We start from the raw sequence: 24,883 nt of genomic DNA on the forward strand, positions 1-24,883 counted from the left end.
TTGGTAAAATAAAGATGTTACTTGAAAGGGTTGAGAGGATGATAAAAGGAATCGGGATCGATGCGACTGAGCTTGAACGAGTCGCAAAAATCATTGAGCGTCGTCCGCATTTTGTGGAACGAATACTGACTCCGGCGGAACAGACCCTTTTTGCTAGCCATTCTCCTCATCGTCAGGTAGAATTTCTAGCAGGACGGTATGCATGCAAAGAAGCTTTTTCTAAGGCCTGGGGAACCGGTATCGGAAAAGTCAGTTTTCAGGATTTAGAGATTTTACGAGATGATAATGGTGCACCCGCCTTTACAAAATCACCTCATCAGGGAAAAGTTTTTGTTAGCTTGACCCACACAGAGGAACTAGCGATCGCACAGGTCTTGCTAGAGGAATAGAAAGAAGGACACTTAGTTTATGGTTGTAACTTATCATCGACCTACGCGCGCGATTATACATAGGAAAGCATTGAGAGAGAATATTAAAAATGAAATTGAACGATTGCCGGAAGGAACTGAATTATTTGCTGTAGTTAAAGCAGATGGTTATGGTCATGGGGCGATTGCTGCTGCACAAATGGCTTTATCTGTGGGGGCTGCTGGTTTTTGTGTAGCAACATTAGACGAAGCGATTGAATTGCGAGAGGCAGGAATCACCGAACCGATATTGGTACTGAGTGTGGTCTTCCCGAGCTATCTGTCACTTGTGGTAGATTATGATCTATCTATCACTGTAGCCACAAAAGAATGGCTAATAGAAGCGCAGGAAGTACTGAGGGATTTAGAAGAGACAACAGCGCCGATAAAAGTACACATTAAAGCAGATACTGGCATGGGACGCATTGGTTTTCTAACTCCAGAAGAGGTCAAAGAAGCAGCGGAGATTATTGAAGCTTCTCCAAATATGATTTGGGAAGGTTTATTTACTCATTTTGCAACGGCAGATGAAAAGGATGCTTCTTACTGGTCTAAGCAAGCGGATCGATTCAACGAGATGATCGCTGTGTTGGATCGTTTGCCTCGTTATATTCATTCAAGCAATAGCGCAACAGCATTGTGGCATGATAAAGAAATGCCGGGCAATATGATTCGTTACGGAGTTGGAATGTATGGATTGAACCCTTCAGGTCATGAATTGCCAGAAGTGTACCCATTAAAACCGGCAATGGAGTTAGTTTCTGAGTTGATTCAAGTCAAAGAACTGGCAGCTGGTGAAGGTGTAGGTTACGGGAAAACCTATGATACGCCAGAAAAAGAATGGATTGGTACTATTCCAATCGGTTATGCAGATGGCTGGTTGCGGAAGATGCAGGGTTTTTCATTGTTAGTCGAAGGGGAGTTCTGTGAAATTGTCGGTCGTGTCTGTATGGATCAATTGATGATTCGTCTGCCGCGTGAATTTAAGGTTGGAACAAAAGTCACATTGATTGGTAAGAATAATGGACAAGAGATTACGATGCAAGATGTGGCGGATCATTTAGGAACGATTCATTATGAAGTTTGTTGTATGCTTTCGGAACGTGTGCCAAGAATTTATCAAGAGTAACTATGAATAAAGAGATTTCTGGATTTTTACAAGGCGTTTAGTCTCTTTTGAAATAGATTTTTATTGAACAAACATCATGAGATATTTTGAATCAAGGCAAGAAGTGTTTAGAGAAGTGATATATGGCATGAACATCGGGGCATTTTTCAATGGAGAAATGACTACATTAAAAGGAGTAAGGAGATTATTATGGTTAAACGTGGTGATATCTATTTCGCGGATTTATCGCCAGTCATTGGTTCTGAACAGGGAGGGATTCGTCCGGTATTGGTGATCCAAAATAATTTGGGCAATCATTTTAGTCCAACAATCATTATTGCTGCGATCACAGCAAAAATGGCTAAGCCCAAATTACCCACACATATAGGGATCAAGTCAAATGGTACCGGAATCGAGCGGGATTCAGTCATTTTATTAGAGCAGATTCGTACGATCGACAAATCACGTTTGAAGGAAAAAGTCTGCCACTTAGATCGCTGTTTGATGGCAGAAGTTGATGCTGCTTTACGAATCAGTGTCGGAATCGAAACGATGTCTGCTGTCACATCGAATCTTACATAAAAATCAGTACTGTTGATTTATCAGTTTCATAAAACAGCATCGCTCATTAGAGGTTTTTTTAATATTTTTCGTCATAAGAGGAAACGTAGAAAGTTGAAAGATACTATCAAGCAATTTGTTTTGTTGGTTTTTTACTAGAAATAAAATTTAGCGAGTTATCAAGGACGCAACGATTCGTTGCGTCCTTTTTTTTTCACTTCAACGAATTGTCCATCTACAATCCGTAGTAAACCAGAATTTTTCTATTGTATAATATAGATAAAGAAAAACAGCAAGATGAAGGTGGGGGAACGATGGTTGAGATTGGTGAACAGCTTAGATATTTTCGACAAAGAAAAGGAATGAGTCAAAAACAAATTGCCGAACTTCTGCACATTACCCCACAAACTATTTCCAAGTGGGAACTGAATAAGAGCGCGCCTGATTATGATCAGCTGATCGCTCTTAGTAAAATATATCGAAAAAGTATTGATGCTCTTTTGGGTCAGGCCAAACCTAGTCTTTTAGATTATCTAGCAGACTCGCAGAATTTTAGAAATCAATATGGAGTGCCTACTACGAAAGGAGAAAAGAGTTATGGAAAGAATCCATAAGATCAATAAGCTGCTTTTGATTACGTATAATTTAGGTGGAGTTTGTTTACTGGCAATTAGCGGATTGGTTGGTATAGGGGCACCTCCAGGATATATTCCAATGTGGTTGAAAATCAGTACCGGTATTATTTTCTCCACAATGATCATCGCTCATATTATTCGCTATGGTTTGAAGCGGTTAAACACAAAATAGGCTGACACAAAAGGTGCCAGCCTATTTTTATGCCTGAGCATAAACGATTAGATTGACTGTATCGCCAAGACAAGTTTGCAAAGTGATTCGTTCTCCGCCGCCAGCAGATGTAATTTGGTCCCAATTATCTAAGCCAGAAGCAATATCTCTCCCGCTGTCGTCAACTTGAGTCAAGCCAGTCACTATATAGGTTGTTGCATTACCTGCGCTATCAGTAACTGTAATGGCATCGCCTCCGCTAAGCGATAAGATTGGTGAAAAAATCCCGGGGTTGTGCCCAATGAAATGGGTATTTTGATTGTCTGTGCCGGATTGTGTCGGATTACCTCCCCAAGTTGCAGCAATTGCGCCGCTATTGATGATTCCTTGCCCACTACCTTGCCCAGCATTTTGGTAAGGTAAAGATTGGCCATGGAAAGAAATCTGATTGGGTTGTAATGCTGGCTGTTGCTGAATAGGAGGAGCAGCTGCGGGTTGTGGTTCTTCTGGAACAGGTTGTGGGGTTTCTTGTTGTGTCATGGATTCTTGTGTATTTTCTATTGGTGCTTGTTGTGCTTCTGTGGAGGAAATGGATTCTTGAGTAGCTGATTGCTTAGGTTGTTCTGCTAGAGTTTCTTCTGAAGTCGAGGAGACAGGTGGCTGGTTGAGAGAAGTTTTACTTTCTGCTTTTGCAACTTTATTCTTTTTTTCTTTTTCAACGATAATCCAAACGGTTCGTTTGTCATGATCTTTTTTATTTTTGGCGGTCAAAACCAAGGAGTGGCGACCTGGCTTACTTGTATTGATAGTAGTGTAGTTCATCTGAACAGGTTGAAAATCATCAGCCACAGCTTTGTAATACTGTTTTGGATGAAATGAATCATTCGCGGTAATCGTGATTTCGTCATCACCATAGATTTTTACTTGTTTTTCGTAGCTTTCCTCCTTTTCAGCTTGGGCATTAGAGATAGAAGAAAAAATGAGCGGACCAAATAATAATAGGAGACTTACAATAACAAGGGAAAGTAAGATTTTTTTTCTTCTTGATGGTTTCAAGAAAATCCCTCCTTTTTCTTATTTGTCTAAAGGATAAAGTAGGAAACAATAATGGGGAATAAAAATAACGTAATTGTTAAATGCGAATGTTATTTGTGAATTTTAGTTAAATAAATATCAATATTTTTCCGTTTTCATAGAGTTATTTTATGATATAATGACCAAGTAATGTTATAATCCAAAAACTTAAAATTTATTATCGGATTTGAAGATTAGTGACAACTGGCTTAGGAGGATACTTTTGTGCGGAGACTATTAAAAAATACAACACAACGACGATTAGCCATTATTGGCGTTTTACGAGATTTGATTGGATGGCAGAATCCAGAAATGATTGCAGATCTGTTAGATTGTTCGATGAAAACAATCCTATCTGATGTAGAAGCAATCAATGAACATTGGGGCGAGCACGTCGGTGTAGAGTATTCCCGTACAAATGGTTTGCGGTTGAACGATGCGCTTCACAACAAAACACGGCAATTGGCACGGAATTTAATGGAAGAATCTGAAGCATTTACATTTTTAGAGCGGATTTTCTTTCAACCGAATGAAGACATGGATTATTGGATCAATGAGTTGTATATTAGCGAGGCTACTTTTTATCGAATGATTAAGCAGATTGATAAGGTCTTAAAAGAAAAAGGTTTGGTTTTAGAACGCAGGCCTTTTCGGATTACCGCTAAAAATGAACGCTGGGTGCGTGTCTTTTATGTTCAATTATTGCTAGAGAAATATGGCTTAAATGAATGGCCTTTTGATCTCGAACATGAACGAGTGATCGATTTTATAAGAAATGCGAATCGCTCTTTTGACATTGTTTATAATGATCGGGAAATTTTGGAAAGCAGCTATTTACTGGCAGTGATTATTGTTCGGACCTCTCAAGGGTTTGTTTTAACTGAAAATGAGAAAATGAATCTAAATCAAGCGTTGATTGATAAAATTTTGACTCTGCGGCCAGCAGCAGATCGAATAGTTTACGGTACCCAATATAATGTGACAAATCAATGGTATTACGAAGTGGCGAATAGTTTATTTTGTTCTTGTTTCATTACACGCTTTGAACCTAGCTGTCAGATCACTTTGAGATATTTAGAAAGTTTTTTAAGGGAGTTGGAACTGGTTCATGAGCTGACATTGACAGAGGAACGAAGGAAAAAGATTCTACAAAAATTACTGCAGCTTCAGGCCGCTTACCAAGTATGTCCGTATCCACGCTCAATTCTATTCGATTCGGCAGCATATTTTTCAAGAAATGCAAAACAACAATATCCCCACTTTACGAAGTATGTTCATCAATTACTATTACGTATGGAACGAACGCATAGTGATCCTTGGTTTAGTCAGTTTTATTTTGCTGTTTTGACGATTTTATTTAAAGAATGGGAAGGGCTGGCACATTCACTGGATGTTCATTCTGCTAAGGTACAGATTTTAGTAGTGAGTGATTCGGGGATAAGTCATGCAGAGATGCTCGCGGAATTGATTAGAAACCGTTTTTATTATCTTGTGGGGATCGAGGCGCATCAGGGATCGATATTGGATTTTTCTCCTGACGAGAGTTTTAAAAAGTACGATCTGGTGATTGCTAACTATCCGATAAAAGATTATTCTTATGGGAATTTAAAAATTGTCGATGATTTTTTGACGGAGAGTGATTTATCATCGATCGGCTCCTTTATCAAAAATATTCATTAGAAGACTCGCTCTGAGTCTTCTTTTTTATGAAAAAGGGGTGAATTTATTAGAACTTTTGCGAAAAAATCTCTATACTATAGTAAGCAATCATTAATGAAAGAATGGAAGGACGTGAGTACATGTTAAAACAATTACTGGCAAATGTCGGTGAATATAAGAAGCAGAGTTTACAGACCCCGTTATTTACAATGGGAGAGGTACTAATGGATGTGATCATGCCCTTAATCATGGCAGGCTTGATCGACCAAGGGATCGAAAAAAGTGATACGAATACGATTTTGCGTTATGGCGGCCTACTATTTTTGTGTGCATTGTTTGCACTTGCTATGGGAACTTTAGGGGGACGGACGGCAGCAATTGCTTCGGCAGGCTTTGCAAAAAATTTACGTCATAACCTATTTGAACGGATTCAGAGTTTTTCTTTCTCGAATATTGACCGCTTTTCAAGTTCGAGTCTGATTACCCGTTTAACAACAGATGTGACGAACGTGCAGAATGCTTATCAAATGGTGATCCGGATTTTGGTGCGGTCGCCATTGATCTTGATCTTTTCTTTAGTGATGACATTTCATATCAATCGGGAACTATCAATGATTTATTTAGTGATCGTACCGATTATGATCGTGGGTCTTGGCCTGATCATTCGGTTTGCCCACCCATTGTTCGAAAAAGTATTCCGGACATATGATCGTCTGAACAATGTTGTACACGAAAACCTGCAGGGAATTCGTGTGGTGAAATCCTATGTGCGGGAAGAGCATGAAGAAGAAAAATTCAGCCGCGTATCAAAAATGGTTTTTGATAATTTTACGAAAGCGCAGAGAATTGTTGCTTTCAATATGCCGCTTCTGCAGGTCGCAGTTTATGCGTGTATGCTGCTGCTTTCTTGGTTAGGCGCAGAGTTGATCGTAAATAAAGGAAATCTGACGACGGGTGAACTAGTCAGTATGTTCAATTATACGATGCAGATTTTGATGAGCTTGATGATGATGTCGATGACCTTTGTCCAATTGATGATCGCTCGTACATCCGCTGAGCGAATCACAGAAGTGCTTAATGAAGAAAGTGATTTGAAAAATGGCGAGAATCCATTGACGGAAGTACCAGATGGTTCGGTAGAATTTCAAAATGTCTGCTTCAGCTACAAAGATGATATGGACAAATTAGTACTGGAAAATATCGATTTGAAAATTGCTTCAGGCGAAGTGATTGGAATCGTCGGTGGGACCGGAAGTTCAAAATCTAGTCTGGTGCAGCTGATTCCTAGATTGTATGATGTGACTCATGGCGAAATCAAAGTTGGCGGTCACGATGTGCGAAGCTATGACTTGGAAGCATTACGTGATCAAGTTGGGATGGTTTTACAAAATAATGTTTTATTCAGTGGAACAATCACAGAAAATCTTCGGTGGGGCGATGAAAAAGCAACGGAAGAAGAAGTTATTCATGCTGCAACGATTGCACAGGCAGATTCCTTTATTCAAGAGTTCCCTAATAAATATGACACGATGATTTCTGAAGGCGGGAATAATGTTTCTGGCGGACAGAAACAACGATTGACGATTGCTCGTGCGTTATTGAAGAAGCCGAAGATTTTGATTTTGGATGATTCGACTAGTGCTGTGGATACGAAAACAGATCGAGCAATCCGCGAAGGGCTGACTAATGAGATTCCTGGAACAACGACCTTTATCATCTCGCAGCGGATCAGTTCCATCCAAGATGCGGACCGTATTATTGTATTAGATGACGGAAAAATAAATGGAATCGGAACACATGATGAGTTGTTAGCAAATAATTTGATTTATCAAGAAGTTTTTGATTCTCAACAGAAAGGATTTGGTGATCATGATGAATAAAATGCCTGCAGCCAAATCCAACCCAATGAAAACCATCAAGCGCTTATTGAAAATCATGGCGAAAGAACATAAAGTTCAATTGGTAATCGTCTTTTTCATGATCCTGATTAGTGCTTTTGCAAATGTACGAGGATCGCTGTTCTTGCAAGTTGTGATCGATGATTACATCACACCGCTGATTGGACAAAGCAATCCGAATTTTACTGGTTTGTTAAAAGCGATCGTAACGATGGCATTGATCTATGTTGTCGGAATTATTGGGACACTTTCTTATAATTTGATCATGGTGAAGGTATCTGAGGGGACACAGAAGAAAATTCGCGATCAGATGTTTAATCATTTAGAGACATTGCCGCTTCGTTATTTTGATTCAAATGCAGACGGGGACATCATGAGTCATTTTACGAATGACACGGATACGCTGCGTCAAATGATTTCACAGAGTATACCAAACTTGATGATGGCATTGGTGACTTTTGTCTCAGTTTTTATCGCGATGTTCTCATTGAGCGTCCCTTTGACTTGCTTCGTCATCGTTTCGGTCTCATTGATGCTCGTGATGCTCCGCTTTATTACTAACCGCAGCGGGCGCTATTTTGGGGAGCAGCAGCGTTCTCTCGGGAAGGTCAATGGCTACATCGAAGAAATGATGCATGGCCAGAAAGTAGTGAAGGTCTTCAACCATGAAGAAACAGCAATGAAGGAATTCGATGTAATCAATGATCAGCTGCAGGAAAGTGCTACGAAAGCCAATGCTACGGCAAATACCTTGATGCCGATCATGATGAATCTGTTAAATATTCAATACGTTCTAGTAGCGATTATTGGAGGGTTATTTGCTGTTTACGGTGTTTCCGCTTTGACAGTAGGGATGATCGCATCCTTCTTGCAATTGAGTCGTTCCTTGAATGGACCTATCAGTCAAATTTCCCAACAAATCAATTTTGTTATTATGGCATTAGCTGGTGCTGATCGTATCTTCCAACTATTGGATGAAGAATCTGAAGTGGATGATGGCTACGTGACTTTAGTGAATGTCAAAGAAGTGGATGGAAAACTGATTGAAACTAAAGAGCGGACGGGCATCTGGGCATGGAAACATCCTCATGAAGATGGAACTACCTCCTATGTTCAATTAACTGGAGATGTTCGTTTTGAAGACGTCAATTTTGGCTACAACGATGAGCAACTAGTCCTGCATGATATTAACTTATATGCTGAGCCAGGCCAAAAAGTAGCATTTGTTGGTGCAACTGGTGCCGGGAAAACAACGATTACAAATTTAATCAATCGCTTCTATGATATTCAAGAAGGCAAGATTCGTTATGATGGAGTCAATGTCAAAAAAATTAAAAAGGCTTCTCTTCGTTCGTCTTTAGGGATTGTTTTGCAAGACACGCATTTATTTACGGGAACGGTCAAAGAGAATATTCGTTACGGCAACTTAAGTGCAACGGATGAAGAGGTTTATCAAGCCGCAAAATTATCAAATGCGGATACTTTTATTCAGCATCTACCAGAAAAATACGATACAGTAATTACTGGTGATGGTGAAGGCTTGTCACAGGGACAGCGCCAGTTGCTTGCGATTGCTCGGGCAGCGATCGCTGATCCTCCTGTTATGATCATGGATGAAGCAACCTCGAGTATCGATACTCGAACTGAAAGTATCGTGCAAACAGGGATGGATCGTTTGATGGAAGGACGTACAGTATTTGTGATTGCCCATCGATTGTCAACGATTCAAAATTCTGATGTCATTATGGTGATGGATCATGGTCGAATCATTGAACGAGGAGACCACGAAAGCCTACTAGCTGAACATGGAATGTACTATCAACTATATACTGGAAAAGTTGAGTTAGATTAATAAACGTATTGAAGGTGTGCCCGATGTCGTGGCACACCTTTTTTACTGCCTTGCAAAGAATCAACTACCAGTTGAAAACCGTTCTGAAACAAAAAATCAACTATTTTTTTATAAAAATAAAAGGAACGATTTGAGAAAATCATCTTTTAGTTGAAGTTTCAGCCGTTTAATTGGAACAAGTTCAAGATAATCGCTACAATAAAATAAAGACTTTTGGAGAGGGTGAAAAGCTATGACGATTAAAATTTCACGGCTGAATTTATCAGAATTACCCCAAGCTAAAAAAATGATCAAAAAAGTTTTTATGACGTTTGAGGCACCCGATTATTCTGATGAAGGCGTTGCCCATTTTTTGACCTATTTGAATGAGGAACTTGAAAAGGAGCTTTCAGCGAAACAGGTACAGCTTTGGTGTGGAAAACAGGATCAGCAAATCGTAGGTATATTAGCTGTTCGTCTGCCTGACCATGTCGCGCTGCTTTTTGTCGATTCGGCTTATCATCGTCAGGGCATCGCAAAGAAAATGTACCAAGAGATGCTGTCAGAGTTATCACTGAAGCAAGTGACAGTCAATTCTTCTCCTTATGCTGTATCAGTGTATGAAAAATTAGGGTTTCAGCTTAATGGAAAAGAAGAGACGGTCTCGGGGATCCGGTTTCAGCCAATGATATTTAGCAGAGAGGATGAATAAAGATGAAACGATTTGCAATAAAGGATTATGGACCAGCCAGTGATGTATTGATCGAAATTGAGGCAGAGCCGCGTTTGATGGATGATACACATGTAAGAGTGGAGCTCACCGCGTTTGCGATCAATCCATATGATGTCGCTTTGCGTCAAGGAGCGATGCGTGATTTTCGGACACTAAAATTTCCTTATGTATTAGGTAACGACGGTGCAGGAATCGTTACAGAAGTTGGCAGTAAAATCACGCATGTAAAAGTTGGCGATGAAGTAATCGTTCATGCAGTTGGCGGTACTTATGGAGAAGAAGTTGTTGTTCCTGGAAAGAAAATCGTAAGAAAACCAGTATCTATGTCATGGGAGGTTGCGGCAGGCGCAGTGACACCTTGGCTGACAGCATATAACTTGGTGACACATTTGTTAGGTGATACGATTGGAGGCACAGTTATGGTTCAAGGTGCTTCAGGGGCAGTTGGTTCGCTGCTCGTTCAATTTCTAAAGAAACAAGGGAAAACAGTCTTAGCTTCTGCCTCTAAACGCAATGAAACATTGGTTCGACAACTCGGTGCGGATCAGTTCGTTGCTTACGATGAAGAAGATGCGGGGAAAATATTCGCTGATCAGGCAGACTCAGTGATTGATGCGACCAAGGGCGGTCGTGCTGGTGAAGCAGGGATGGAAATTATGAAAGCAGGCGGTAACTTTGTAGCGTTGAATGATTTGCCGAGTGAACAAAAAAAGCCAGGCAATTATCTATCTTTCGGGCCGTCAAAAGATTACTCTGATTTTGATGCATTGACTGCTTTGACGGAATTGGCAGATACTATTCACTTAACGATTGCAGAGGTATTGCCATTTACGTTAGCCAGTGTCATTGCCGGACACGAAAAATTAGAGGGACACCCTGCTGCTGGAAAAATCATTATTAAAAAGGAGCGATAGAATGGATCAGCAAAAATGGTTATTAGTAAAGAAGAATTTTGATGGAACTGAAGACTTAGCGGATGGGTACTATCGTTTGCGTGAAATTGAGGGCGGCTATCAAATTGCCTATTTAGTAGCTGGACCGTGCGGTGATAAAAATCCGCACCCGGAAGTGACTCTTAGGCAAGAAAAGCAACAAGTTCAGCCGCTTCGCCTGCGAGATTTAGAAGTAACGCCTATTTTAAATTTATCGAAAGACGATGCCCCCGATAAACTTGAGGAGTTGACAGATCAGCTCTTGGATCGCTTTATAAGGATAAAAAACCTTAGTCTTTAAGCATTTCTTTAGTATTTCATAGGTGAAAAGGGATACAATTGTGACAAATTGCTAGGAATGTCAAAAAAGGTGATTTCAGACACTCGCAAGAATTGAAATTGGCCGAAATTCCGTGCTACAGTAGTTCAGCGAGAAAAAATAGTAGGTGAAATCAATGAAAGTTTTTCAATCTCTTAAACACACATGGAGTCTTTTCAAATTAGATTGGCGTCGAATTTTCAAAAATCCGATCGCCATTTTTCTGATGGCAGCATTAGTCATCATCCCATCCCTTTATGCTTGGTTCAATATCAAGGCATTGTGGGATCCATATTCAAATACAGGTGAATTGCCGATTGCTGTATACAGTGCCGATACAGGTGCGAAATTTCAAGATAAGGATGTTGAAATCGGAAATGAAGTAATCAAAAATCTGCATAAGAATAAACAGCTAGGCTGGCGTTTTGTTGATTCAAAGAAGCAAGTTGTCGAAGGGGTGAAGTCAGGTAAATATTATGCAGGGATCTATTTACCGAAAGAATTCTCAAAGGATCTATTGAGTTTTACTTCTGGTGATATTCAAAAGCCAAAGATCGAATATTATTTGAATCAAAAAATTAATGCAATCGCACCGAAAATAACGGATAAAGGTGCTGGGTCGATCCAACAGGAGATCAGCCAAGAATTCATTAAAACGGCCAGCTCGACATTATTGAAGATATTTAACGAGATTGGTTACAACATTGATGAGAATTTAGTCAGCATTAATAAGGTCAAAAATCTTATTTTAACGACGAATGATCATTTAGATGATATTGATAAGTACACACAAGAGGTCGTAGAAGTTCACGGGAAATTGCCTGAGCTGAAGGAAAAATTGGCGAAGGCAAATGAAATACAAGCCTACCTGCCGCAAGTTGATGAAATGGGTCAAAAGTTGATCACCTTAAATCAGAAAATGCCGGAGATCAAAAAACAAGCGAGCGTCATTTTGACCTTGCAGCAAAAAATCCCAGAAATCCAGCAAGCAGGAAATCAAATTGCACAAGTCGACAGCGATTTTGCTCAAATTGAGAAAACTATGAATGATGGTATTGCTGAAGCTAAGCAAGGTCTGAATATTATTCATCAAGTCCAAACGATCTTACCAGATATTCAAAAGCTTGGAAATCAAGCGTCTGATTTTGCTGCGACGACTAAAAACGGCGCTGAACAATTGAAATCCGCTGTACCAAGTATTTCAAATAGTGTTCAAATTACGTTGGAATCAATTGGGCAAGTGGCGAATACGACCAATTCCTTAGCTGATTCGATTGAAACAGCCATAGAAGATAATGAGTTATCACCTGAAGAAAGAGCTACCTTAAGCAAAGTAATTAATAGCTTCATACAGGGAAATAAAGATCAACAGACTGCAATTGATTCAGTATCTAAACTAATTCAAAATATGAAAGATTTGGCAGATAAAAATGGTGATGCTGATGCTAGTCAAAGATTAGCTAATATCTTACAAGTACTATCTAATGCAAGAAGTGCTTTGGATGTTTTAAATGAACGTTTAACAAATTTAGATGATTTAGTTAGAGATGGTAATGTTGATGCAATAAAAAGGTTGTTGTCCGAAGTTCAAGCTGCTGCAACAAATGTTTCTTCAATTATTGAAAACATTAATACACAGCAAATTAGTCAAACCGTCAGCACAATCCTCGATCAATTGATCAATACGATTACTACTGCTCAGGGTGTCTTGAATCAAGCACAGCAAATTGATTTTGCTTCATTATTAAACTCGACAGAAGGGACTGTCAGTACCGCGATCACCTTCTTAGAAAAATATCAAAAACAAATGCCGGCGATCGGTCAAGAAGTTCATGATGCCAATGTCCTATTAAATGGTCACATGAATGACATTGTCAATGGTATCAATACGGGTGCTGATCTTTACAATAATGAGCTGCCCGTTGTTGAACAAAAGTTGGGTTTAGCTGCAGACTTTATGCAAAATGATTGGCCTGGTGTGAAAAAAGATTTGACAGGCAGTCTGAAAATGGCGAACGATAAAATGCCAGAAGTTGAAAAGGCATTGGATCTTGCGACTGATTTAATTCAAAATGATTATCCGTCATTGCGCAGCGGGATTCAAAAAGCAGCGAATGCTATTCAGCAAGGTGATAAGACGATTGACTTCGGTCAAGTCCTGAAATTATTGAAGCTGGACGCGCAAAAGGAAAGTGATTTCTTCACAACCCCAGTTGACTTGCAAACCAATACGATGTATCCAATAGCCAATAATGGCTCAGCTAGCACGCCATTCTATACAGCCTTGTGTCTGTGGGTAGGGGCCGTATTATTCTCGAGTGTTACAACGACAGAATTTTTCTTGGATAAGAAAGATCGCGGTAAATACACTAAACGTGAACAATTCGGTGCACGGATGCTTACTTACCTAGTCGTAAGTATTGGTCAAGCATTGATTGTAACGCTTGGAAATATCTTTTTATTAGGTGTTTATGTGAAAAATCCAGTCTACAGCGTACTTTTCGCTGTCTTGGTGGCATTAGCCTTTATGATGATCGTTTACACGCTTGTAGCGCTGTTTGGAACTGTCGGAAAAGGGATAGCGATTATTATTCTCGTACTGTCTATCTCCGGCGGTGGTGGGAACTATCCGATCCAAGTTTCTGGGAAATTCTTCCAAGCAGTGAATCCATGGCTGCCATTTACCCATGCGGTTAACTTACTGCGTGAAAGTGCTGGTGGAATTTATTGGCCAAACGCAACAGGGGATATCATTATTATGATCGTACTTTTTGTTGTATTTGGGATCTTAGGTACTTGGGCATATCCAGTTTTACAGCCTCATTTGACGAAACTTACAAAAGTTGCTCACGAAAGCAAAATTTTCCATTAAGCTACCTCGTTTGTTAAGGAGTCATTTTTCGAAAAGTGTGAGAATGGTTTTGAGCGTTAGTCTCCATACGATTTTTCCAGCCACTTTGCAACGTAAATCTGATAGACTTTAAAATTGGGCTCAACGCCAATTAATTGCTAAATGCAAAATTTGTAAAATAGGACAGGCAAGACAACAGCGTATTACTGTTGTTTTGCCTGTTTTCGTGTTTTACTGAGGAGGTAAAAAGTCGTTGAAAAAATCATTGACATTTGCATGGAGTGCGAGTAATATTTCGCTTGTTTGTATTTTTTAAAGGCTACTTATTAATAAGAACAAGGAGTGAGTCTAGTGGATTATCTTAAACGCTTGCTGGTTGGTCGGCCGTTGAAATCGTCTGAAAATGATGATCAAAACTTGTCACGCTTTGCGGCTTTGGCGATGCTTTCTTCAGATGCGTTATCCTCTGTTGCCTATGGAACAGAACAGATCGTAGTCGTTTTGGTCACCTTATCGGCAGCAGCGATTTGGTATTCGTTGCCAATCGCATTCGTAGTATTGATTTTATTAGCGTCATTGATTTTATCTTATCGTCAAATTATTCATGCCTACCCTCATGGAGGCGGCGCCTATGTCGTCAGCAGTGAGAATTTAGGGAAGAATGCTGGCTTGGTCGCTGGAGGCTCGCTTCTGGTGGATTATATGCTGACTGTTGCTGTGTCTGTATCAGCTGGAGCTGAGGCTATTGCATCAGCGATTCCGGCCCTGTATCATCATCGCGTCCTGATTTCTGTCATTATTGTTTTATTATTGATGCTGATGAATTTACGCGGCCTGCGTGAAAGTGCTGGATTATTGATGGTACCGGTCTACAGTTTTATTGCTGTTATCACGATCTTAATTATTGTTGGTTTGGTGAAAATCATCTCCGGAGCAGTCCCTATGCATGCAACAGCTCAAGTGGGAGCAGTAGTACCTGGCATTTCCATTGCATTGCTGCTACGTGCATTTTCATCGGGCTCCTCTTCGTTGACGGGGGTAGAAGCTATAAGTAATGCTGTGCCTTTCTTTAAAAAACCGCGAGCAAAAAATGCGGCTGGTACATTAGCGATGATGGGCTTGATTCTCGGTTTCTTCTTTACAGGAATCACATTCTTAAACTATTGGTTCGGAATCGTTCCAACAGCGGAAGTGACTGTCTTGTCACAGGTTGGCGAAGCAGTTTTTGGTAAAGGAATCATGTATTATCTCCTGCAGTTCGTAACGGCTCTGATTTTAGCAGTAGCGGCTAATACAGGTTTTTCAGCCTTTCCTGTTTTGGCGTATAACTTGGCTAAAGATAAATTCTTGCCTCATCGTTATCAAGATCGCGGGGATCGTTTAGGTTACTCTAACGGGATTATCACCTTAGCTTTGGGCTCGATTGTCTTACTATTGATCTTTCAGGGTTCAACAGAACGTTTGATTCCATTATATTCAGTTGGTGTCTTCATCCCATTTACCTTATCGCAAACAGGTATGGTTTTGAAATGGCACAAAGAGGGGCACCATTGGATCAGAAAATCTATTGCAAATATTATTGGTGCATTGATTTCCTTCTCCATTGTTTTAATCCTGTTTATTTATCGTTTGCCGGATATTTGGCCCTTCTTCATTATTATGCCGATTTTGATCTTTGCTTTCTATAAAGTCCACACTCATTATAAAAACGTTGCAGAGCAGCTACGTTTGGCGGATGATGTGGAATTACATGATTATGCTGGAAATACAGTTATTGTACTAGTGGGAAATGTGACGCAAGTAAATATCGGGGCGATCAATTATGCGCGTTCGATTGGCGATTACGTGATTGCGATGCATGTTTCTTTAGAGGAAAATGAAGAGAAGGAACGGGAGATTAGGCATGAGTTTCGTGAAAAATTTCCAGATGTGCGCTTTTCAGTCGTTCGCTCGCCATATCGCTCAATCGTTAACCCGGTCAGTCGGTATGTGGATCGTGTAAGTAAAAATGCTAAACAGCATAACTATACGACGACGGTTCTGATTCCGGAATTTGTTCCTAACAGAACATGGAAACGATCCTTGCATAACCAGACAGCTTTGCGATTGCGTTTCCGGTTATCCTATCGCGATGATATTATCATTAGTACTTACAATTATCATTTGAAAAAATAAGTTTTTTTATAGGAGTGTACTGCTAGTCAGGTACGCTCTTTTTTATGTCTTTGGGACTTTTTTTAAAAAAAGTCAAAGGAAGTAATAGTTAAAACGTATTCATTTGTTTTTTGAGCAAAAAGGGTTGATTTTCATTCCTATTAGAGGTAATATCAAACAGCATTAATTACTAACACTATTAGGTATTAATGAAACGGAAGTTATTTTTTGAAAGGAGGAGAAGTCTGATGACATTTGCAGAAGAGGCTGAACGTGAACTGATGCAGCTGATGGTTCAAAATCGCCACGGGGCATTCAGCAGGATGGAAAAAAGCAGTAAGGGAGCTAATATCGTTATTAAGGTACTTGATCGCTTAGGTGAGCCTACTAATCCAAAGCATTTGGCCGATACTCTAAATTTATCAACCGCTCGAATTGCCGCTGTTTTAGGGAATTTAGAAAAACGTGGATTAATTAGCCGGACAATGGACCCTGATGATCGACGCCGAATTAATGTCAGTTTAACAGAATGCGGAAAAAAAGCAGCGAAGGCTGAAAAGCTGGAGATGCGAAATAAAATTATTCGAGTATTTGAACTTATGGGAGAAGAAGACACCAAAAAATACCTCGAATTAACTGCTAAGTTTGTCGACTATTCTCAAAAATTATCCATGGAAGGGGAAGGTGATCAATAGTGAAGATTTTTAAATATCTTGGTAAATACTGGTATGCGATCATCGCCGTATTTTTACTTTTATTTGTGCAAGCGTCTAGTGACCTGAGCTTGCCGAGTTTAACATCGGATATCGTTGATATCGGTATTCAACAAGGAGGGCTTGAACAGTCGACTCCAGATAAAATCAGAAAATCAACGCTTCAAGGAATTGAAATATTCATGACCGACAAAGAGAAGCAAACCATCAAAGATAACTATAAGGAAGCAACTCAAACCGTTGATGGTAAAAAAGTTGATATTTATAAATTAGATCTTCAAGAAGGCATGACGAAAGATGAGCTAGCAAAAATCTTCAATCTGCCAATGATGATGATTGCTTCTACTCGCTCAAAAGATTCTAATAATGCGAAAGAAGCAAAAGAGGTTATCAATGATTATACAGCAATCTCGAAGGATGCTGCCAGAGCTCAAGCCTTGGGACAAGAAGCGAAAACATTAGGCGAGCAGGCTCAAGCAGCTGGACAAGAGGCGGCGACCGCAACGGATGGAGCTACTGCTGCGGCCAAAGGGGCAGAAGCCCAAAGATTAGCTGCAGAGGCACAGGCCAAAGGTGCGGAAGCTCAAAAAATCGGGGATTCGATTAAGGCTAAGAACGATGCCATGCCGGAAAAAGTTAAAGCAGCTCGGAAGGCTACGAAGGAAAGCTTAGGCGATCTCGGTGAAGACTCATTGAAAACAGTGGGAATTCAATTGACCTTAGCTGAATACAAAGCACTAAATGTGAATACAAAGAAGATCCAAACAGATTATATGATCCAAACAGGAGCGAAAATGATCGGTTTGACACTACTATCTGCAGTAGCTGCCATCATCGTTGGCTTGATTGCTTCGTTAGTTGCTGCGACAGTTGGTAAGAACTTGCGGGTCGGACAGTATGAACGGACCTTGGAATTTTCAAACAATGAAATGGAGAAATTCTCACCGGCTTCATTGATTACTCGGAATACAAATGACATCCAACAAATCCAAATGGGGATCGTTATGATCATGCGAATCGTTTTATACGCTCCGATCCTAGGTATTGGCGGTGTTTATAGAGTATATAAAACAGGCACAGGGATGGGCTGGATCGTCGGTGTAGCTGTAGCCGCCGTTTTAGTTTTAGTCTTGACCTTGCTGGTTACAACAATGCCGAAATTTAAAGCTCTACAAAACTTAGTTGACCGTGTGAACTTGGTTTCTCGTGAAATCATCACGGGGCTGCCAGTTATTCGTGCGTTCTCTCGTGAAAAATATGAAGAAGAACGTTTCGATGTGGCCAATACGAACTTGATGAAAACACAAATGTTTGTGAACCGTGCGATGTCTCTGATGATGCCGATCATGATGCTGTTGATGAATGGTATCTCTGTCTTGATCGTTTGGGTCGGCGGACATAATATGGATAATGGTCAATTGCAAGTCGGGGACATGATGGCCTTCATTACGTACACGATGCAAATTGTTATGGCCTTTATGATGTTGTCGATGGTATCAATTATTTTACCGCGAGCAAATGTCGCTGCTGGACGTGTGGATGAAGTATTGAACACGGAACCTTCGATCAAAGATCCAGAGCAGCCAAAAGACGACCATAACTTTAAAGGCGAAGTAAAATTTGAGGGTGTCCAATTCCGTTATGGCGATGCGGATGCAGATGTTTTACACCATATCAATTTTGTAGCTAAGCCAGGTGAAACGACGGCCTTGATTGGTTCGACCGGTTCTGGTAAGTCGACGATCGTCAACCTGATTCCACGGTTATTCGATGTGACTGGTGGACGAATCACGATCGACGGTATCGACATACGTGAGATGAGCATGCATAAACTCCATGAAATCATGGGCTTTGTACCACAAAAAGGAGTCCTGTTCTCAGGTGATATTGCTTCAAATATTAAGTTTGGTGATGCAAATATCTCGGATGAACAAATGAAAAAAGCTGCTGAGATCGCACAAGCGAATGAGTTCATCAATGCGAATGAAAAAGGCTTTGAACGTACAATTTCCCAAGGGGGGACGAATGTCTCTGGCGGACAAAAGCAACGATTATCAATCGCCCGAGCATTAGCGAAAAATCCGAAGATCTTGATTTTTGATGATTCCTTCTCAGCGTTGGATAACAAGACGGATGTGGCCTTGCGGAAAGCCTTAGCAGAAAATGTCAAGGATGTAACCCAAATCATCGTGGCACAAAAGATCTCAACGATTCTGCACGCGGATAATATCATCGTGTTGGATGAAGGTCGGGTCGTTGCTCAAGGACGCCATGAGGAATTGATGGAATCATCAGCTGTCTATCAAGAAATTGCTCAGTCACAATTAAGCAATGCTGAATTAGGCATAGAAGAAGCGGATTAAGGAGGAGCGAGAAGAATGGCAGAACAAAAACAAAATCGCCCTCGTGGTGGCGGACCTGGACATATGGCTGCGCCAGTAGAAAAAGCCAAAGACTTTAAAGGTACGATCAAAAAGTTAGTATCGTATCTTGGCGCATATAAAATCGCGGTTTTCTTTGTAATGATTTTTGCGATGGCCTCAACGATTTTCAATATTTGGGGACCAAAAATTCTATCAAAAGCGATTACTGAATTATTTAATGGATTGATTAAGAAGTATCAAGGAACTGGCGATATCAATTTTGAAAAAATCGGCGGTATCCTGCTCTTCATGTTAGGTCTTTATGTGGTTGCTTCCTTATTCGGGATCATCCAGGGCTGGATCATGTCGACGATTTCACAAAAAATCACTTATCGGATGCGTAAAGAGATTTCTGAAAAAATCGATCGCATGCCGATGAACTATTTTGAAAGCCGCACGACTGGTGAGGTCTTGTCACGAATCACTAATGACGTGGATACTTTAGGACAATCCTTGAATCAAAGTTTGACTCAATTGATCACTTCAACCTTTACAATTATTGGTGTTATCGTCATGATGCTTTCGATCTCAGTGAAAATGACGGGAATCGCGATTTTGATCGTGCCGATCTCATTACTGCTGATTATGATCGTTGTGAAGAACTCACAAAAATACTTCAAGACACAACAAGAATATCTTGGGGTGATCAATGGTAAAGTGGAGGAAACGATCGGTGGTTATACGATCGTTCGCTTATTCAATGATGAAGAAAACTCATTGAAGGACTTCAAAGAACAAAATGATGTTCTCTTTAAATCAGCTTGGAAATCACAATTTTTATCTGGATTGATGCAGCCGATTATGAACTTTGTTGGTAACTTAGGCTACGTTGGAGTAGCAATTGCTGGTGGGGTCATGGCATATAATGGCGCGATCACTGTTGGGGATATTCAAGCGTTCATCCAATACGTTCGTAACTTAACCCAACCAATCGCCCAACTTGCCCAAGTATCAAATATGCTGCAATCAATGGCTGCAGCGGCTGAACGGGTCTTTGAATTCTTAGCGGAAGACGAAGAAGACCAAATGGCTGAAAATCCTGTTCAAATCGATAAAGCTAAAGGGATGGTTGATTTTGATCACGTTCAATTTGGCTACACACCAGACAAGATCGTCATTCAAGACTTTACCTCTCATGTTGATCCGGGTCAGACCGTTGCGATTGTTGGACCAACTGGTGCAGGGAAAACGACAATGGTTAAATTGTTGATGCGTTTTTACGATGTTAATTCCGGTGCGATCAAGATTGATGGTCATAATATCAAAGACTTCAATCGTGCTGATTTGCGTAAAAATATTGGGATGGTCTTGCAAGATACATGGCTATTTAAAGGCTCGATTATGGATAACTTGCGCTATGGACGTTTAGATGCTACAGATGAAGAAGTTTACGCAGCTGCGAAAGCCGCCCATGTAGATCACTTCATTAAAACATTGCCTGGCGGCTATGATATGGAATTAAATGAAGAGTCTTCTAATATCTCACAAGGACAAAAACAATTGTTGACGATCGCTCGTGCGATTTTAGCGGACAAACCAATTTTGATTCTAGATGAAGCAACGTCATCTGTTGATACGCGGACGGAAGGTTTGATTCAAGAAGCTATGAACAATTTGATGGCTGGACGGACATCCTTTGTTATCGCTCACCGATTATCAACAATCAAAGACGCAGATAAGATTCTTTATATGCAAGGCGGAGATATCAAAGAGCAAGGAAGCCACGAAGAATTATTGGCTCAAAATGGACTTTACGCGGCACTGTATAACTCACAATTTGAAGAACTACCAGAATAAAAAGAAGAGGATCAGGCATCTTTTTAAGATGTCCGATCCTCTTCTTTTTGTTAGTGATGATCTTTATCAGTGATCATCTTGCTTTTCTTTTCGTAAGTAACAGTGACCGAATGTGGCATGTAGTCCCCATCCTTAGTTCTATTCCAAGTCGCCATCGCTCTTGGTGGCATGCCATAATTTTCTTTTTCCCAACTAATTACTGTATCGGGAACGCCGACAAGTTTTTCTAATTCTTCATAGCTCGAGCCGCCTGTGAAAGAATAGCTTTCATTGTCATCGTCATAATTTTTTGTTGCGACTTTTACTGATTCATACACACTTTGGGTCCATTCGCCAGGAAACGCATTTTCCGCTGACGAACTCACCGTGCCGGGTTTGATTGGTTCGTAGGAAGTTTTAACCGCACGGGTAAGTTTGACTTTTAGATAACCTAATGGTGCAGCAAAGAAGATGACTGCAAGCACCATACCCAGTAGGAGCCGCCTTCTATTTTTTTGAGTTCCAGACTGTTCCTTGTTTGATGGTGGTACGGTATTTTTCTTCGGAGTCAGATAAAGCGTGCCGCAATAATCACATTTCCAGTCATTTTCAACTTGATGGAATTTAGTACTTCCACAATTTATACACTCTTTATTTTTCATGATAAAGTCCATCCGATCCATAGTTTTCAGGGAAGTCATCTGGGTACTTTCCTAAACCTGCCCGCGGGTATTTTTCAGGCAGTCGCGTAAAGGAAACATAGCGCACGATTGGTGTTACATATTCTATTTGATTATTTGAGAAATAGACGTTCGGTTTTCCCTGTTTCTCGTAGACGAATTGCTTCGAGTAATCTCCATAGGTGCTATCTTGATTTATCGCAATAAAAGTTCTGACTTCCCTCCAAGTTAGCTGCCCCTGCAGCCATTGTTCCCTCAGCATCTTGGCCTCATGGTTTACTGGATTATCCTCTTTATCAAATTCAAGTGCCAGATTTTTCCGGATTTGTTCAGAGTCAGTAATGATTTCATCTGGTTGTCCCCAAATCCGTATAATATCTGAAGCGGAGTATTGATTGAAATCTGGTCCGAAAGCAGTTAGAAACCCTGCCTCGCGGTAATAGGTTGTTACCGCGAATTCTGAATTGGGATTTTCGATAATCATATCCGCTTTAGGCGGTGTTTTAGTTCTATTGTTTTTTGCAGAATCGTGTTCTGTTTGGGCCTTGATCAATCGCGCCTCGAATTCTTTTGTATTTTCTCCACCATACTCTTTGATAGATGCTTTGGCCTGTTCGATTGCTTTCTGATTTAAAGAAAGTTCCGCAATTCGAATATTTCTTTCTGGATTGCTCAATTGGCCAGCTGAATAACCAGCTTTTTTTGAGCTATTGTTTTTGGTAATGTTGAAAGAAGGATTCTTTTTTACTGACGCTTTCTCCCTTGAGGCAGATATGAGAATGCTGCTGGTTAAAAAAAGAATGAAAATAACCAGCAAAGTAATCCGTATGATAGGCGGTTTCTTACGAAGAGCAGTATTCTGCCCAAGCTCATCCTCACTTTCAAGTTCATAAACAGTATGACAATACGTGCATTCATAGCCTTCTCTGGCTTTGTTAAAGCGGTTTCCTCCGCAATACTTACAAACTAACCCCTTCATTTTTCTCCCTACCCTAAGTTTTTATTTCGCACAAGTTATCCATTGAATAACTTTAATAAATGATACCATGGGGCAAACCTAGGAGAAAGGGAGAGATTGAATTATTGACTGGAAGATTATGAGCTGAGCAGCTGGATGTTCGGAACATAATTTCTGTTATAGTTAAGTTTGTTCTAGATTGACTATTTATAGATAAAATGATAGGTTTTTAATAGAGAATAATTTCTTGTTTTAGAACAAAATTTCAAAAAGGAGTTGTGTTACATGCTAGAGGAAGAAAAGAAGCTGCTAGTTGAATACGGAAAGAAGCTGATTTCAACAGGTTTAACAGCTGGCACTGGTGGGAATCTCAGTTTATATGATCCCAAAAAACAGCTGATTGCTATTACACCAAGTGGGATCGATTATTTTGAGATGACTGAGGCAGATATTGTTTTACTGAATCTTGAAGGAGAAGTCATTGAAGGAAATCGCAAGCCTTCAAGTGAATGGCAGATGCATTTGATTAATTATCAAATGCGTGGAGATGAGATTCGTGCAGTTGTACATGCCCATTCAACTTTTAGTTCGATCCTTGCAACTTGTCGTAGAGATTTACCGGCAAGCAATTATATGATAGCGGTTGCAGGAGGCGATGATGTACGTTGTTCCAAATATGCAACTTTTGGAACGGAGAAGTTGGCTGAGTATGCATTTGAAGCGATGCAGGATCGTTATGCGTGCTTTTTAGCAAATCATGGTTTGTTGACTTGTGGGCCCACACTAAAGGAGGCTTTTTCGGTGGCGACTGAGATTGAACGGTTGGCAGGGCTGCACGTAGGAGCTTCATTATTAGGAAAACCAGTGATATTAGATAAAGCAGACATGGCAAGGGTACATGAGCAATTTCCAAATTATGGGCAATGAGTTGATTTTGATAGTGAGAGAGGAGCAGAAAAATGAGCAAAATAATTGTTGTTGGTGATACATTTGTTTCGTCAGACACATTGAAAAGGGCGGTTGAGACGATGGGATTGCCAGAGCCGTTAGAGATCGTTGCCTTAGAATGGCATACAACGGATTCACCAGAGGAATTCCAAAGAAAGTTAAAGCTGATTGAGGAGAACGGTCCGGAAGGAGTTGAACTTCCAGAAGGAATGATGGAGGAACTGCCAGACGCGGAGTACTTATTTGTCCATGTAGCACCCATATCAGGTGAGCTGCTGAATATGGCAAAGAAGTTAAAAATGATAGGGACATGTCGCGGTGGGGTAGAACATATCAATGTAAGCTTGGCGAAGGATAAAAACATTCCGATTATTCATGTTATTCGAAACGCCGAACCAGTTGCAGACTATGCGATTGGATTGATGTACACGGTGACTAGAAATATTGCTCTTTCTCATGCGGCAGTCATGCAAGGAAAGTGGCCTAAAAGTTTTCCCAATGATGCCTCTCGAACAACGCTTTCTGCACAAACAGTGGGGCTGGTAGGCTTGGGGCATATCGGGAAAATGGTTGCACAGCGTTTGATAAAACTTGGTGTTAAAGTACTTGCCTATGATCCGTTTATTGATCAAGAAACGCTTTTGGAATCGGGACTGAATGTGCAATTTGTTTCTTTAAATGAACTGTTTGCAGAAGCAGATATTGTTTCTTTGCATATGCGGGTAACGCCAGCGACGGAGAATTTGGTGAATAAAGAATTGTTGGCACTGATGAAGCCCAGTGCTTATTTAATCAATACTGCCCGGCCAGGGATTCTTGATAAAGAGGCCTTTGTTGCAGCGTTGCGGAAACGAGAAATTACTGGGGCGGCGATCGATGTGGTGTGGGAGGAACCGATTCATCCGGATGATCCTTTACTCGAGTTGGATAATTTAGTTATTACCTCACATATTGCTGGAGATACTGTAGACGCGATTCCCAACTCCCCTTTTTTGTTGGCACGAACGGTAAAAGAGTATTTAAAAACGGGGAAAAGTGAATTTATCATCTAAAAAAGCGCTCCTGAGAAATT

Annotated in this window: 21 protein-coding genes; 18 read left to right on the plus strand and 3 right to left on the minus strand. The window is 40.4% G+C overall.

Translation table 11 applies throughout. The features are described 5' to 3' along the window. Window positions 1–38: 38 nt before the first annotated feature. From acpS to JZO85_RS05550, 5 genes are all read left to right on the plus strand, one after another. Window positions 39–389, plus strand: coding sequence for a holo-ACP synthase (gene acpS, locus JZO85_RS05530; RefSeq protein WP_016179518.1), 351 nt, complete (start codon window positions 39–41; stop codon window positions 387–389). Window positions 390–408: 19 nt separating this feature from the next. Further along, a complete protein-coding gene (gene alr / locus JZO85_RS05535) occupies window positions 409–1,536 on the plus strand; it encodes an alanine racemase (RefSeq protein ID WP_207107499.1) in 1,128 nt (375 codons plus the stop codon). Window positions 1,537–1,725: 189 nt separating this feature from the next. Then, window positions 1,726–2,097: a type II toxin-antitoxin system PemK/MazF family toxin gene (locus JZO85_RS05540; protein ID WP_010747167.1), complete on the plus strand. Its 372-nt coding sequence runs from the start codon at window positions 1,726–1,728 to the stop codon at window positions 2,095–2,097. Between the two features lie 293 nt (window positions 2,098–2,390). Then, the gene (locus tag JZO85_RS05545; protein WP_207107500.1) at window positions 2,391–2,690 is read left to right on the plus strand and encodes a helix-turn-helix domain-containing protein; all 300 of its coding nucleotides are present in this window, start codon (window positions 2,391–2,393) and stop codon (window positions 2,688–2,690) included. Further along, a complete protein-coding gene (locus tag JZO85_RS05550; protein WP_207107501.1) occupies window positions 2,674–2,883 on the plus strand; it encodes a hypothetical protein in 210 nt (69 codons plus the stop codon). The genes JZO85_RS05545 and JZO85_RS05550 overlap by 17 nt, the downstream gene beginning before the upstream one ends. 27 nt (window positions 2,884–2,910) lie before the next feature. Here the strand turns inward: JZO85_RS05550 and JZO85_RS05555 are convergent, their stop codons facing one another. Continuing rightward, on the minus strand, window positions 2,911–3,918 hold the full coding sequence (locus JZO85_RS05555) for a class F sortase (protein WP_207107502.1): 1,008 nt from the start codon (window positions 3,916–3,918) through the stop codon (window positions 2,911–2,913). A 243-nt stretch (window positions 3,919–4,161) separates the two neighbouring features. On the opposite strand from JZO85_RS05555, the gene JZO85_RS05560 reads away from it, so the two are divergent. The 11 genes from JZO85_RS05560 (at window position 4,162) to JZO85_RS05610 (ending at window position 21,246) form a co-directional block, all read left to right on the plus strand. After that, window positions 4,162–5,616 (plus strand): AcpB/EbpR/MafR family transcriptional regulator, encoded by a 1,455-nt coding sequence (locus JZO85_RS05560; RefSeq protein ID WP_207107503.1) that lies wholly within the window; start codon window positions 4,162–4,164, stop codon window positions 5,614–5,616. Window positions 5,617–5,735: 119 nt separating this feature from the next. Further along, complete coding sequence (locus JZO85_RS05565) at window positions 5,736–7,475, plus strand: ABC transporter ATP-binding protein (RefSeq protein ID WP_207107504.1); 1,740 nt, start codon at window positions 5,736–5,738, stop codon at window positions 7,473–7,475. Beyond that, window positions 7,465–9,345 (plus strand): ABC transporter ATP-binding protein, encoded by a 1,881-nt coding sequence (locus JZO85_RS05570; RefSeq protein WP_207107505.1) that lies wholly within the window; start codon window positions 7,465–7,467, stop codon window positions 9,343–9,345. The genes JZO85_RS05565 and JZO85_RS05570 overlap by 11 nt, the downstream gene beginning before the upstream one ends. A 232-nt stretch (window positions 9,346–9,577) precedes the next feature. After that, entirely contained in the window at window positions 9,578–10,036 is a 459-nt protein-coding gene (locus tag JZO85_RS05575) for a GNAT family N-acetyltransferase (protein WP_207107506.1), read from the plus strand. 2 nt (window positions 10,037–10,038) lie between these two features. Beyond that, the gene (locus JZO85_RS05580) at window positions 10,039–10,971 is read left to right on the plus strand and encodes an NADP-dependent oxidoreductase (protein WP_207107507.1); all 933 of its coding nucleotides are present in this window, start codon (window positions 10,039–10,041) and stop codon (window positions 10,969–10,971) included. Between the two features lies 1 nt (window position 10,972). Continuing rightward, window positions 10,973–11,290: a hypothetical protein gene (locus JZO85_RS05585; protein ID WP_207107508.1), complete on the plus strand. Its 318-nt coding sequence runs from the start codon at window positions 10,973–10,975 to the stop codon at window positions 11,288–11,290. A 154-nt stretch (window positions 11,291–11,444) separates the two neighbouring features. Further along, window positions 11,445–14,180, plus strand: coding sequence for a YhgE/Pip domain-containing protein (locus JZO85_RS05590; protein ID WP_207107509.1), 2,736 nt, complete (start codon window positions 11,445–11,447; stop codon window positions 14,178–14,180). A 330-nt stretch (window positions 14,181–14,510) separates the two neighbouring features. Continuing rightward, complete coding sequence (locus tag JZO85_RS05595; protein ID WP_207107510.1) at window positions 14,511–16,334, plus strand: amino acid permease; 1,824 nt, start codon at window positions 14,511–14,513, stop codon at window positions 16,332–16,334. Between the two features lie 227 nt (window positions 16,335–16,561). Next, a complete protein-coding gene (locus JZO85_RS05600) occupies window positions 16,562–17,008 on the plus strand; it encodes a MarR family winged helix-turn-helix transcriptional regulator (RefSeq protein WP_207107511.1) in 447 nt (148 codons plus the stop codon). Further along, window positions 17,008–19,389, plus strand: a complete 2,382-nt coding sequence (locus JZO85_RS05605; RefSeq protein WP_207107512.1) for an ATP-binding cassette domain-containing protein — start codon at window positions 17,008–17,010, stop codon at window positions 19,387–19,389. Before JZO85_RS05600 ends, JZO85_RS05605 begins: the two co-directional genes overlap by 1 nt. A 15-nt stretch (window positions 19,390–19,404) precedes the next feature. Then, window positions 19,405–21,246, plus strand: a complete 1,842-nt coding sequence (locus JZO85_RS05610) for an ABC transporter ATP-binding protein (RefSeq protein ID WP_207107513.1) — start codon at window positions 19,405–19,407, stop codon at window positions 21,244–21,246. Window positions 21,247–21,296: 50 nt separating this feature from the next. Here JZO85_RS05610 and JZO85_RS05615 read toward each other — a convergent pair whose 3' ends face one another. Both JZO85_RS05615 and JZO85_RS05620 read right to left on the minus strand, forming a co-directional pair. Further along, complete coding sequence (locus tag JZO85_RS05615; RefSeq protein ID WP_207107514.1) at window positions 21,297–21,926, minus strand: hypothetical protein; 630 nt, start codon at window positions 21,924–21,926, stop codon at window positions 21,297–21,299. Further along, on the minus strand, window positions 21,877–22,884 hold the full coding sequence (locus JZO85_RS05620) for a DUF4947 domain-containing protein (RefSeq protein WP_207107515.1): 1,008 nt from the start codon (window positions 22,882–22,884) through the stop codon (window positions 21,877–21,879). Before JZO85_RS05620 ends, JZO85_RS05615 begins: the two co-directional genes overlap by 50 nt. Before the next feature lie 264 nt (window positions 22,885–23,148). Here JZO85_RS05620 and JZO85_RS05625 point away from each other — a divergent pair, with 264 nt between their 5' ends. Continuing rightward, window positions 23,149–23,790, plus strand: a complete 642-nt coding sequence (locus tag JZO85_RS05625; protein WP_207107516.1) for an L-fuculose-phosphate aldolase — start codon at window positions 23,149–23,151, stop codon at window positions 23,788–23,790. 32 nt (window positions 23,791–23,822) lie between these two features. Beyond that, entirely contained in the window at window positions 23,823–24,863 is a 1,041-nt protein-coding gene (locus JZO85_RS05630; RefSeq protein ID WP_207107517.1) for a 2-hydroxyacid dehydrogenase, read from the plus strand. Window positions 24,864–24,883 lie beyond the last annotated feature (20 nt).

The sequence above is a fragment of the Candidatus Enterococcus murrayae genome (assembly GCF_017315985.1).
GTDB lineage: Bacteria > Bacillota > Bacilli > Lactobacillales > Enterococcaceae > Enterococcus_A > Enterococcus_A murrayae.